Origin of the sequence: Pseudactinotalea sp., from assembly GCF_048594945.1 — a bacterium.
Lineage (GTDB): Bacteria > Actinomycetota > Actinomycetes > Actinomycetales > Beutenbergiaceae > Pseudactinotalea.
This window is the reverse complement of record NZ_JBMDXJ010000508.1, coordinates 1-12,447: the sequence shown is the minus strand read 5'-3', so window position 1 is coordinate 12,447 and position 12,447 is coordinate 1. Positions and strand designations below refer to the sequence as shown.

The following is a 12,447-nucleotide window of genomic DNA, read 5'->3' as shown; positions in this document are numbered from 1 at the left end:
CCCGGCGAGCAGCCCGGGCGCCCGCTCAGCGACCGCCAGCGCGATGTAGCCACCCATCGACAGCCCCGCAACCACGGCCCGTTCGGCGCCGAGCCCACGGATGCCGTCGACCACCTGAGCGGCCACGTGGTCGAGGCCCGGCTCCCCGGCGGGAGTGCCGCCGAATCCGGGGGCGTCGACCAGAACCACCGGGATCTCACGCGGGAGTCGCTCGGTCACGGGGTGCCACATGCGGGAATCGAGCGGGAACGCGTGCAGCAGCACCAGCGGGGTCGATGTCACGGCATCCGGTGCGTGCATGGCGATAGTCATGGCTTTCCTCCACCTCTGATGGCTTCCCTCACCCTACGCACCACCCCCTACGCCGGATTGAACGTGGTTTCAATCGACGTGAGGGGGCCTTCAAGTCGATTGAAACCACGTTCAATGCGGGGTGGCGGCGGGGAGGCGTGTGCTTTGCTGTGCCGATGGGCGACGAGATCGCTGGCACGACCTTCACGCGGGCCGAGCGCACGCGGTACCGGGAGAAGGTCCGGCGCTGCCTGGACGTGTTCGAGCGCATGCTCACCGACGACCACTTCGACTCGACCGCGGGCGTCACCGGGGTGGAGATCGAGCTGAATCTGGTCTCGGCAGCCTTCCAGCCGGCGATGGCGAACGCCGAGGTGCTGGACCGGATCGCGGACCCGGCGTTCCAGACCGAGCTCGGCCGTTACAACATCGAGCTCAACGCGCCTCCGACGACCCTGACCGGTGACTCCCTCGCGAGCCTGGAGGACTCGCTGCGGACCTCGCTGAACCGGGCAGAGTCGCTCGCGGCAGGGGCGGGCTCGCAGATCGTGATGGTCGGGATCCTGCCCACGCTGGCACGCGAGCACCTCGATGGGGACTGGATGAGCGAGAACCCTCGCTACGAGGCGCTCGAGGATGCGGTGCTGGGGGCACGGCGGGAGGACATCGAGCTCGACATCACCGGTGCCGAGTCGCTGCGGATGACGGTCGACTCGATCGCGCCGGAATCGGCGTGCACGTCGGTGCAGCTACACCTGCAGGTGGCCCCGCAGGACTTCGCGGCGCACTGGAACGCTGCGCAGCTGCTGGCCGGGCCGCAGCTGGCGCTGGGCGCGAACTCGCCGTTCCTGTTCGGGCGCAAGCTGTGGGCAGAGACCCGCACCGAGCTGTTCCTGCAGGCGACCGACACCCGCTCCCCCGAGCTGCGGAACCAGGGTGTCCGGCCCACGGTCTGGTTCGGGGAACGATGGATCACCTCGATCTTCGACCTGTTCGAGGAGAACGTCCGCTACTTCCCGGCGCTGCTGCCGGAGACCAGTGACGAGGAGCCAGAGCGGGTCCTCGCCTCGGGAGGAGTGCCGCGGCTGCAGGAGCTGCGCCTGCACAACGGCACGGTGTGGCGCTGGAACCGCCCGGTGTACGACACCGTGGGCGGAGTTCCGCACTGCCGGGTGGAGAACCGCGTGCTGCCCGCTGGCCCGACCGTGACCGACACCGTGGCCAACGCCGCCTTCTATTACGGCTGCCTCGTAGCGATGGCCGGCGACGAGCGTCCGATCTGGAGCCGGATGTCGTTCGCCACCGCACAAGCCAACTTCGACGCCGGCGCCCGGCACGGCGTGGATGCCACCTTCTACTGGCCCGGCTACGGGGAGGTTGGCTGGGACGAGCTGATCCTGCGGGAGCTGCTGCCGCTCGCTCAGGAGGGCCTGGCCAGTCTCGGGGTCGCCGACGACGTCGCCACCCGCTATCTCGACATCGTCAAGGCGCGCTGCCAGCTCCGACGCAACGGGGCCTGGTGGCAGACCGAGTCGGTCGCGCGGCTCGAGGCCGGGGGCCTCGCTCGCGCTGACGCCCTCACCGAGATGACGAAGCTGTACACCGCGGGCATGCACAGCAACGAACCGGTGCACACCTGGCCCCTCCCCTGACAGGTGTCACCGCTGATCGGAACCTGCCCGAGGCCGCACCACGGCGGCTGCGGCAGCGATGACCCAGAGCGCAGCCGTCACCAGGTAGGCGCGCTGCGCGAGGCCGAAGGCGCCGACGGCATCGGCGCCGAGCACAGCCACGGTGGTTGCCAGCAGCAGCCAGGTCAGCACCACGGGCGCGCGTCGCCGCAACGTCCCCAGGAGCAGCAACGCCGCGATCGGCAGCACGAAGAACGCGATGTTCCCGGTGAGGTTGTGCACCAGCCCGGCTGTGGTCGTCTCGGTTCCGGGCGCGTCGATCGGGAAGAACGCCTGCACGAACTTGGCGGCACCGAACACGCCGAGCAGCACCCGCCCGGCGAACCCGGTGCGAGACACCGTGCGCAACGCGGCCGCGAGCGCGAGCGCGCCGATCCCCACCGCGCAGGTCGCGACCTGAGAGAGCACCCCGGCCGTGCCGCTGACGTACTCGCTGGTGGCCGAGGTGATCGGATCGACCGCGGGCTGGAGCAGATGGAAGGCGACGAGCACGACCATGTCGAGCACCGCCGTCGTCAGCGCAACAGTGGCGAGGATCCTGCTGCGTGAGGGGATGAGCGCCGGGGCGGCAGTGGCCATGAGGGATGCTACCGACACCCCCGGCCTGCGGAACAGACCTCAGCGCCGCCAGCACTGGGCGTGCCAGTGCCGCCGATCGGCCAGGCCCGCCTCGGAGCCGAACAGGTGATCCTCGTTCCAGGCGACCACGTGCTGCACGCGGGGCGCGATGTCGCCGCCGCACCCGGGGCACCGGTAGCTCTTCTCGCTTCCGCTCACGGTGCGCACCGTCCACCGCATGCCGTTGCGGTCGGTCTCGGTGCGGGCGGCCCCACGCGTGAAGGCGTCCACGTCGAGTGGCACGTGCTCGGCGCTGTACGGGCGCTTGCGGGACCGCTTCATCGCCCGGGTGCCACCTCGTCGGCGAGCGGGTCCGCCGGAGGCAGGCTCCCGCCGGAGATCAGCTCGGCGTACCACCAGCCGGAGTCCTTGACGGTGCGCTGCTGGGTCTCGTAGTCCACCCGCACCACCCCGAACCTCCGGTCGTAGCCGAACGCCCACTCGAAGTTGTCGAGCAGCGACCACACGAAGTAGCCGCGCACGGCGGCGCCGTCCTCGATCGCCCGGCCGACGGCGTCGATGTGGCCGTGCAGGTAGGCGATCCGGTCGTGGTCGTGGATCGCGCCGTCCTGGCCGACCGCGTCGTCGAAAGCCGCGCCGTTCTCGGTGACCATCAACGGCAGGTCGGGGTGCTCGGTGTGCAGGCCCATCAGCAGGTCGTACAGGCCCCGGGGCTCGATGTTCCAGCCCATCGCGGTGTGCGGACCTGGCTGCGGGAGGAACTCCACGAGGCCGTCGGTGCCCACCCAGGGCGTCGCTGCGCCGTCGCCGTGGCCGTCGGCCTGCTGAGGCTCACCCGCGCCGTCGAACGCCCGCACCCGAGAGGTCGAGTAGTAGTTGACGCCGAGCAGGTCGAGACGCTGCGCGATCAGGTCCTCATCACCCGCCTGCACGAAGGCCCAGTCGGTCACGTGCGCCGTATCGGCGCGCAGGTCGTCCGGGTATCCGGAGCCGAGCAGCGGGTCGAGGAAGACCCGGTTCCCGACGGCGTCCACTCGCCTCACGGCGTCGACGTCGCCGTGGTTGTCGGCATCGTCGGGCCGGGTGACGTGCAGGTTGAGCGTGATCGAGACCTGTGCCTGTTCCCCGAGCTCGTCACGGATCGCCGCCGCCGCGAGGCCGTGTGCGAGGTTGAGGTGGTGGGCCGCCGCGAGCGCGGCCGCAGGCTCGGTGCGCCCGGGTGCGTGCACGCCTGCGGCGTAGCCGAGGTACGCCGTGCACCACGGCTCGTTCAGCGTGGTCCAGAGGCTGATCGCGTCACCGAGCTCGCGCGCCATCGCCCGCGCGTAGTCCGCGAACGCGTACGCGGTCTCGCGGTTCGTCCAGCCGCCGGCGTCTTCGAGTTCCTGCGGCAGGTCCCAGTGGTACAGCGTGACGACGGGCTGGATGCCGGCCCCCTGCAGCGCCTGCACCACGTCGCGGTAGAACGCCACGCCCTCGGGGTTGAGCGGACCCCGCCCGCCCGGTTGCACGCGCGGCCACGAGATCGAGAACCGGTACGCCTGCAGGCCGAGCTGGGACATGATCGCGATGTCGTCGCGCCACCGGTGGTAATGGTCCACGGCGACGTCACCGGTGTCCCCGTTCAGGGTCTTGCCCGGCGTGTGCGAGAACGTGTCCCAGATCGACGGCGTCCGGCCGCCCTCGGCGGTCGCCCCCTCGATCTGGTAGGCCGCTGTGGCGGACCCCCACAGGAAGTCCTTGGCGAACGTCCGCGACATCTCGTCCTCACTCATCCTTCAGTGCCGGGCTCGAGCACCAGCTCGGCCACGCCGTCGACCGCGGGCACGACGTGCTCCCGCAGCCGCACCGACCATGCGTCCCCGATCCCGTGGCTGCGTGCGCGAAGCACACCGCCGGAGACCGAGACCTCCACGGTACCGGCGACGGCGAGGCCATCGCCCGTGGGGACCTCGAGCCTGGCCTCCATCCCCTCGACGGGTTCGACAACCTCGAGTGTGAGCTCGTCGGCGTAGTCGTAGTCCGGCCGGTCCGTCCGGGTGCCGCGGAGCAGCACGCTGCCCTCGCGCACCAACAGCGGGAGCGAGAACACGTCGTGCTGCTCACGACGCCAACCACCACCGTCGAGCACCTCACCGCTGAGCAGGTGAGTCCATCGCCCCTCCGGCACGTAGTAGTCGACCCAGCCGTCGGCGTCGAACACGGGAGCGACCAGGATCGAGTCACCGAGCATGTACTGGGTATCGACCGCGGCCGCCCCGCGGTCGTCGGGGAACTCGAGCAGCATCGGTCGCATCACGGGCACGCCGTCGCGGTGCGCCTGCAGCCCGGCAGCCGCCAGGTACGGCATCAGCGTGTTCTTCAGCTGCGCGAAGGTGCGGGTGACCTCGACAGCCTCCTCGTCGAACGCCCACGGCACTCGGTACGAGTTGGAACCGTGCAGGCGGCTGTGCGAGGACAGCAGCCCGAAGGCGACCCACCGCTTGAAGACCTCGGGGGCGGGCGTGCCCTCGAACCCGCCGATGTCGTGCGACCAGAACCCGAAGCCGGACAGGGCGAGCGAGAGCCCGCCGCGCAGCGACTCGGCCATCGACACGAACGAGGACTCGCAGTCGCCACCCCAGTGCACGGGGAACTGCTGCCCTCCTGCGGTGGCGGATCGTGCGAAGACTACGGCGTCGCCCTTGCCGCGATGCCGCTCGAGCAGCTCGAACACGCACCGGTTGTAGAGCTGGGCGTAGTAGTTGTGCATGCGCTCGGGATCCGAGCCGTCGTGCCAGACCACGTCGGTGGGGATCCGCTCGCCGAAGTCGGTCTTGAGTGCGTCGACACCCTGGTCGAGCAGCACCTCGAGCTTGCTCTGGTACCACCGCCACGCATCCGGGTTGGTGAAGTCCACGAGCGCCATGCCCGCCTGCCACATGTCCCACTGCCACACATCACCGTTGGGCCGGCGCACGAGGTAGCCGAGCGCGGCGCCCTCGGCGAACAGGTGCGACCGCTGCGCGATGTAGGGGTTGATCCAGGCGGAGACCTTCAACCCCCGCTCGTGCAGCCGCGCCAGCGTGCCCTCCGGGTTCGGGAACGTGTCCGGGTCCCACACGAAGTCGCTCCAGTGGAACTGCCGCATCCAGAAGCAGTCGAAGTGGAACACCGACAAGGGCAGCTCCCGCTCGGCCATGCCATCGACGAAGGACAGCACGGTCTCCTCGTCGTAGTCGGTGGTGAACGACGTCGACAGCCACAGCCCGTAGGACCACGTGGGCACCTGAGCGGACCGGCCCGTGAGCGCGGTGTAGCGGCGCAAGATCTCCTTGGGCGTAGGCCCGTAGATGACGTAGTAGCGCAGTCGCTGCCCGGCTACCGAGAACTGACTGCGCGAGACCACTTCGGTGCCGATCTCGAACGAGACCCGCTCGGGGTGGTCGACGAACACGCCGTAGCCGCGGTCGGTCAGGTAGAACGGCACGTTCTTGTACGCCTGGTCGGAGGCGGTGCCGCCGTCGGCGTTCCAGATGTCGATCGACTGCCCGTTCTTGACGAAGGCGCCGAACCGCTCCCCCAGGCCGAACACGTGCTCGCCCACGCCCAGCGTGAGCTGCTCACGCACGTACGGTCCCTGCGGCGTCTGCAGTGCGGCGAGCCCGCGGGTGACCGAGCTCGTCAGCACACGGTCCTCGGCGAGGAAGTCGAGCTGCCACGGCGCATCGACCTGCACGCGTGCGGTCAGCGGTCCGGCCGTCAGGCTCGCGAAACCGCCCTCGCCGTCGGCCGCCTTGACGACCACCGGGTCCGGCGTGCTCGTCACCTCGAAGCTCGGTCCGCGCTCGCGCACGCCCTGGAAGTGGTCGACCTGCACGCCGATCACGCCGTCCATCGGTGAGTCGACACGGATCGTCAGCTGCGGCAGGTTGAGGCTGTGGCGGCGCTCGGTCAACGGCGCGGTGGCGGCGTAGGCCACGAGTGCGTCGTCGGAGATGTCGACGGTCTCCACGTGCTGCGGCTGCAGTGTCTCGACCCCGGGCAGGGTCATCCAGTAGCCGTCGGTGAACCTCATGAAAGTGCCCTTCTCAGCACGGTGCTGCCGCCAGGCGGCAGGTGGACATGGTCGGTGGGCTCGAGTTCGTCGAGCATGGTCAGGTGGGGCGTGGTCAAGGGCACGTCGACGGCGGTCTGCCGGTGGTTGATCAGTAGCGTGAACTCACCGCGCTGAGCGACCTCGACCCCCTCGGGGATCTCCGGGACCGGATGCGCGGCGACCACGCCTCGCCGGGCAGCGAGCCCGAGGATCCAGCGCTTGAGCAGCGCGGCGTCCAGCATCGTGGCGAGGTAGTGCAGGCTGTCGTCGGCAGAGCGAACGAGCGCCGGCTCGCCGTCGAGATCGCCGCCCTCGAACCGCAGCTCACAGATACCGCCTGCTTCCAGGCGCAGGTGCTCCGCCCAGGTGTCGGCGTGTCCGCGGCCGAGCGCGCCCGAGCTGTTAGCAGGCACGAGGCCGGCACCGCCCTCAGGCAGTGGCCACCACTCCTCGCCGCCCGCACCCAGCAGTTCAGCGAACGGCACGGGGAAGCGCCCGGTGCGCACACGGGCGTTGCCGTCGGCAACCGCCGAGAACGGACCCAGCGCCAGGCACCCGCCCGAGGTGATGTAGCAGCGGAGGTTCGCGACGCCGTCGTCATCGAGCAGGTAGAGCTGCGGCGCGAGCACGAGCCGGTACCTCGACAGATCCGCGTGCGGATGGACCACGTCCACGCCGATACCTGCCTCCCACAGCGGGCGGTACCAGGCCTGCAGCTGCGGGAGCACGCGGAGCCGATCGCTGGGCGTCCCCGGTTCCTCGGCCGCCCACCAGCTCGACCAGTCGAACAGGATCGCGACCTCGGCACGGACCGCGCTGCCGGCCACCTCCGCGAGCGTGCGCAGGTCACGTCCGAGGTCCTGCACGGCCCGGTGCAGGCAGGTGTCGGTGCCCGCGTGCGGGAGCATCGCCGAGTGAAACCGCTCCGGCCCGGTGGGCGAGGCGCGCCACTGGAACGACAGCACGCCGTCGGCACCGTGGGCGATCGCCCGCAGCGCGTCCTGACGCATCCGCGCCGTGGTCTTCGGCACGTTGTGACTGCGCCAGTTGACCGCGCTGGTCGCCTGCTCCATCAGCAGCCACGGCCCGCCCGCGAGCGAACGCATCAGGTCGTGCGTGAGCGCGGCCTGCAGCGGAGCCTCCGGGTCGGCGGGATCGGGGTAGCTGTCATCGCTGATGACGTCGATCTCCCCCGCCCAGCTGCGGTAGTCGACGCCGCGGAAGAAGCCCATGAAGTTCGTGGTGACTGGTTTGTCCACCTCGACCGCGCGGATCACGTCACGCTCGGCGCGGTACAGCTCGAGCAGCGTGTCGGAGACGAAGCGCCGATAGTCGAGCGTGTGCGCGGGGTGCAGCAGGTAGGGCGCGCGCAACGGCGGCGCGATCTGCTCCCAGGCGCCGTACCGCTGCGACCAGACCGCGGTACCCCAGGCCGCGTTGAGCTTCTCCAGGCTTCCATAGCGCCGCTCGAGCCAGTCGCGGAACGCCGCGCCGCAGCGTGGGCACCAGCAGTGCGTTCCCAGCTCGTTGTTGACGTGCCACATCACGACGGCGGGATGGCTCGCCCAGCGTTCGGCGATCACCTGCGTGATGACCCGCGCCCGTTCCCGGTACGTGGGTGAGCTCGGGCAGTAATGCGTGCGTGAGCCGTGGTGCAGGCGGTGGCCGCCGGCATCCATCGGAAGGGTCTCGGCGTCCTCGAGTGCGAGCCAGGGCGGCGGGCTCGCCGTGGGTGTCGCGAGGTCGACGGCGATGCCTCCTTCGTGGAGGAGGTCGAGGACCTCGTCCATCCAGGTGAGCTCGAACCGGTCCCGCTCGGGCTCCAGCAGCGCCCACGAGAACACCCCGATGGTCACCATCGTGACGCCGGCAGCCTGCATCGCGGCGACATCGTCGCGCCAGGTCGCGCGGTCCCACTGCTCGGGGTTGTCGTCACCGCCGTAGAGGAGACCGCCGCTGGTGAGATCGACCAGTGACGGCATCAGCGCCCACCCCCGAGTGACATCCAAACGACTGTCGAAGCGCTTCGCACGCGACTAGGCGACGCGATGCGCTCAACAGGAGTGACGGCGTCGAACATCGTCGAAGCCGAGGCGGAAGGCAGTACCGTGGAGGCCGCCGAGAGGGAGGAATCGCCATGGTGACGATCGAGGACGTCGCCCGCCACGCGGGAGTCGCGACGTCGACCGTGTCGTATGCCCTCAGCGGCAAGCGGTCGATCTCCGAGCAGACCAGACAACGCGTGGAACGGGCCGTGGCGGCACTCGGCTATCGCCCCCACGCCGGCGCTCGTGCGCTGGCCTCGGCGCGCACCAACACCCTCGGGCTGATGCTGCCGCTGCGCCCCGATGTGGACGTGCGCGTGGTGATGGAGTTCGTCACCGGCATCGTCACGCGGGCGCGCACCTTCGATCACGACGTGCTGCTGGTCACCCAAGCCGAGGACGCAGCGATGGAGCGGCTGGCACATGGCCGGATGGTCGACGCCCTCATCCTCATGGACGTCGAGTCCGGCGACCGTCGCGTCGCCCGAGCCGCGGCACTCACCAGTCCCACGATCCTCATCGGCCTGCCCGAGAACCCGCAGGGCCTGCAATGCGTCGACTTCGACTTCAGCGCGGCAGCGCGCCTCGCGGTCCGTCACCTGGCCGACCTCGGCCACACCTCGATCGGACTGATCGGACCACCACCCTCGGTGATCGAGCGCGGGACCACGTTCGCCGAGCGACTGCTGACCGGCTACCGCGAGGAGGCGGAACGGTGCGGAGTGAGGGCCGCAGTCGAACTCACTCCCCCGACCCACGCCGGCGCGCTCGCCGCCGTCGAGGCCATGCGCAACCTCGACGAGCGGCCCACGGCCCTGATCGTGCACAACGAGGCGGCGTTGCCCTCGGTCGTCGACTCGCTGCAGATGCACGGCGTGCGGATACCGGCCGACGTCTCGCTCGTGGCGATCTGCCCGGCCGATGTGGCGCAGTCGCAGTCGCAACCCATCACCTTCATCGACATTCCCGCCGAGAGCATCGGCGCCGTCGCCGTCGAGATGGCGATGGCGCGCCTCGACCATCCGGACGCACCCGCCGAGACCCGGCTGCTGCGCCCCACGCTGAGTGAAGGCGCCTCGACCGCTGCGCACGTCAACCCTTGACCGCACCGAAGATGACGCCCTTGGTGAAGTGCCGCTGCACGAACGGATAGATCAGCAGGATCGGCACCACGGCGAGCACCATCACGGCCATCTTGACCGGAAGACCCGTGACCGCACCGGTCGCGACGTCCACCTGGCCCGTGCCTGATCCCGGCAGCGTGACACCCTGCAGCACATACGAACGCAGCACGAGTTGCAGCGGCCACTTGGCGTTGTCGTTGATGTAGAGCATCGCGTTGAAGAACGCGTTCCAGTACCCCACGCCGTAGAACAACGCCACGACGGCCATCACCGCTTTCGACATCGGCATCACGATCGTGCCGAGAATGCGCCAGTCGCCGGCACCGTCGATGCGAGCGGCCTCGGTGATGGCCGAGTCGATGCCCATGAAGAAGTTGCGCAGGATCAGCACGTTGAAGGCGGACACGGCGCCGGGCAGGATCAGGGACCAATACGAGTCGATCAGACCGAGGCCCGAGACGAGCAGGTAGGTCGGGATCATGCCGGCGCTGAAGAACATCGTGATGATGAGCACGAACAGGATCGGGCGATGCAGCAGCGATGACGGCCGCGACAGGCCGTACGCACACATCACCGACACGGTCGTGGACAGCAGGGTGCCGACGGCGGTGATGCCGATCGAGACCATCGTCGCCCTGGTCACGATGCCGCCGGCGAGGATCTGGCGGTAGGCCGCCAGAGTCAGGTCGCCTGGGACGATGACCAGACCCCCGGCGTCGGTGATCGTCGACTGCGTGGACAGGCTGGTCAGCACCACGGTGTAGAGCGGGAACAGCACCGCGAGGCAGATCAGGATGAGTGTGATCGCCTTGGCGATCGACCCGACGAGGGTGGGGTCCTCCTGCCAGACGGGACGATGCCTGCTTCTGGGTCGACGGCGTGGCCCGACCGGCAGCGCCGGAGTCTCGGGGCCGGTCGGCGTGGAGACGGTCGTCATGTGCCTGCCTTCTTGTAGACCCCGGCCTCGCCGAAGAGGTGCGCCAGCTTGTTGGCCCCGAGCACGAGCAGCAGACTGATCAGTCCCTTCATGAGTCCGGCGGCGGTCGCGAAGCCCCAGTCACCGTTGATGACGCCCTGGTAGTAGACGAAGGTGTCGATCACCTCCGACACCTGGGCACCCACGGCGCCTCGCTGCAGGATCAGTTGCTCGAACCCGACCGTCAGCGCGTCACCCAGCCGCAGGATCAGCAGCAGGATGATGACCGGCCGCAGAGCCGGCAACGTGATGTGCCACATGCGCCGCCATCGACTCGCGCCATCCACCACCGAGGCCTCATAGAGCGCCGGATCGACCGTGGAGAGAGCGGCGAGGAAGATGATGATGCCCCACCCGGCGTCCTTCCACACCGACTGACTGGTGATGAGGAGCAGGAACGTGTCGGGGTTCGTCATCAGGTCGAACGACCCCCAGCCGTTCTGGCTGAGGATCTGGTTGACGAGACCGGCACCGCCGAACATCTGCTGGAAGACGGTGACCACGAGCACCCACGAGAAGAAGTGCGGCAGGTAGATGATCGACTGGATCGTGGTGCGGATCGTCGGGGTCAGCACGCTGTTGAGCAGCAGTGCCAGTGCGATCGGGATCGGGAAGAAGAAGACCAGCTGGAACGCCGTGATGACCAGCGTGTTCTGCACGGCGTGGCCGAACGCCGGGCTGCTGAGCACGCGCGCGAAGTTGTCCCACGCGATGAACGGAGAATCGATGATCCCGACGTACGGCGAGTAGTCCTGCCACGCGATGATGTTGCCGGCCATCGGCACGTACGCGAACACGGCAAGCAGCGCAACCGCAGGTAGCGTCATGAGGATGAGCGAACGGTCGCGCTTGAACCTCACCCGCAGCGACACCTTGCGGAAGGCGGGCGGCCGCCGGGGTGCTGAGGAGTCGGCGCGCGGAAGCGGCGCCTTCTCGAGCGTGGTCGGGGCAGTCACTGAGCGTCCAGGATGTCCTGGTAGAACTGCCGGAGCTCCTCGCCACCCGAGGACTTCCAGGTCTCGATCGCCGCGTCGAGGTCGTCGATCGACTTGCGGCCCCGAGCGACGTCCTTCTGCAGGTCCTCGATCGGCTGGTTCAGCGAACCGAACTGGTTCGGCTCGGTGATCTGCATGCCGAAGAACGCCGGATCCTGCACGTATCCGGACGCATCGGCCATCCACGTGCAGAAGGCCTCCACGAAGCCGGGGTACTGCACCTTGGCGTTCACCACGGGCGGGTCGGCGAGGAAGATGTAGGTGGGCTGCACCTCCGTGGCAGCCAGCTCGGTGGGCACGGGGAGCCCATCGCTGTCGTTCTCGTAGTGCACCCCCTCGACGCCGTAGTTGACGAGGGCGTATTCCTGAGTACCGAACGGTGCAGCGAGGAAGTCCGCCACGGCGAGCAGCTCCGCGACCTTCTCCTTGTCGTCGGTGGCCTTCACGAACGACAGGATGTTGGCGGGGTTGCCCTTCCACAGCACCGGAGTGCCGCCGTCGGCTGCCATCGGCGGCAGTGGCCGCTTCGACAAGCTCGCCGCCGTGCTGGCCAGTGCCGATGACGTACCGGACTGGGTCTGCATCCCCACCTGGAACATTCCGCCGCGCTTCGACCAGGCGGTCGAGACCCTCTTCGAGGACCTCACGCCGTTCCTCGCAGGCGACGC

11 protein-coding genes are annotated in these 12,447 nt (G+C 69.1%); 2 read left to right on the top strand and 9 right to left on the bottom strand.

The window, feature by feature from the left end; all coding sequences use genetic code 11:
• The coding region (locus tag ACOJSN_RS22945; RefSeq protein ID WP_420114803.1) for an alpha/beta fold hydrolase at positions 1-312 on the bottom strand (312 nt) is incomplete at its 3' end.
• A gap of 155 nt (positions 313-467) precedes the next feature.
• Here ACOJSN_RS22945 and ACOJSN_RS22940 point away from each other — a divergent pair.
• Positions 468-1,943, top strand: a complete 1,476-nt coding sequence (locus ACOJSN_RS22940; RefSeq protein ID WP_420114802.1) for a glutamate-cysteine ligase family protein — start codon at positions 468-470, stop codon at positions 1,941-1,943.
• Positions 1,944-1,949: 6 nt separating this feature from the next.
• Here ACOJSN_RS22940 and ACOJSN_RS22935 read toward each other — a convergent pair whose 3' ends face one another.
• From ACOJSN_RS22935 to ACOJSN_RS22915, 5 genes are read right to left on the bottom strand one after another with little or no spacing between them, the layout of a single operon-like run.
• Complete coding sequence (locus ACOJSN_RS22935) at positions 1,950-2,561, bottom strand: DUF998 domain-containing protein (protein ID WP_420114801.1); 612 nt, start codon at positions 2,559-2,561, stop codon at positions 1,950-1,952.
• 39 nt (positions 2,562-2,600) lie between these two features.
• Positions 2,601-2,882, bottom strand: a complete 282-nt coding sequence (locus ACOJSN_RS22930; RefSeq protein WP_420114800.1) for a hypothetical protein — start codon at positions 2,880-2,882, stop codon at positions 2,601-2,603.
• On the bottom strand, positions 2,879-4,336 hold the full coding sequence (locus tag ACOJSN_RS22925; protein WP_420114799.1) for a GH1 family beta-glucosidase: 1,458 nt from the start codon (positions 4,334-4,336) through the stop codon (positions 2,879-2,881). Before ACOJSN_RS22925 ends, ACOJSN_RS22930 begins: the two co-directional genes overlap by 4 nt.
• A complete protein-coding gene (gene yicI, locus ACOJSN_RS22920; RefSeq protein ID WP_420114798.1) occupies positions 4,333-6,618 on the bottom strand; it encodes an alpha-xylosidase in 2,286 nt (761 codons plus the stop codon). Before yicI ends, ACOJSN_RS22925 begins: the two co-directional genes overlap by 4 nt.
• Positions 6,615-8,621: a beta-galactosidase gene (locus ACOJSN_RS22915; RefSeq protein WP_420114797.1), complete on the bottom strand. Its 2,007-nt coding sequence runs from the start codon at positions 8,619-8,621 to the stop codon at positions 6,615-6,617. The genes yicI and ACOJSN_RS22915 overlap by 4 nt, the downstream gene beginning before the upstream one ends.
• Positions 8,622-8,776: 155 nt before the next feature.
• Between ACOJSN_RS22915 and ACOJSN_RS22910 the strand changes: the two genes are divergently transcribed.
• Positions 8,777-9,787, top strand: a complete 1,011-nt coding sequence (locus ACOJSN_RS22910; RefSeq protein WP_420114796.1) for a LacI family DNA-binding transcriptional regulator — start codon at positions 8,777-8,779, stop codon at positions 9,785-9,787.
• Here ACOJSN_RS22910 and ACOJSN_RS22905 read toward each other — a convergent pair.
• The 3 genes from ACOJSN_RS22905 to ACOJSN_RS22895 are packed head-to-tail and all read right to left on the bottom strand — an operon-like array spanning position 9,777 to position 12,288.
• Positions 9,777-10,745: a carbohydrate ABC transporter permease gene (locus ACOJSN_RS22905; protein ID WP_420114795.1), complete on the bottom strand. Its 969-nt coding sequence runs from the start codon at positions 10,743-10,745 to the stop codon at positions 9,777-9,779. The genes ACOJSN_RS22910 and ACOJSN_RS22905 overlap by 11 nt on opposite strands.
• Positions 10,742-11,740 (bottom strand): ABC transporter permease, encoded by a 999-nt coding sequence (locus ACOJSN_RS22900; RefSeq protein ID WP_420114794.1) that lies wholly within the window; start codon positions 11,738-11,740, stop codon positions 10,742-10,744. The genes ACOJSN_RS22905 and ACOJSN_RS22900 overlap by 4 nt, the downstream gene beginning before the upstream one ends.
• Positions 11,737-12,288, bottom strand: coding sequence for a hypothetical protein (locus ACOJSN_RS22895; RefSeq protein ID WP_420114793.1), 552 nt, complete (start codon positions 12,286-12,288; stop codon positions 11,737-11,739). Before ACOJSN_RS22895 ends, ACOJSN_RS22900 begins: the two co-directional genes overlap by 4 nt.
• Between the last annotated feature and the right edge of the window lie 159 nt (positions 12,289-12,447).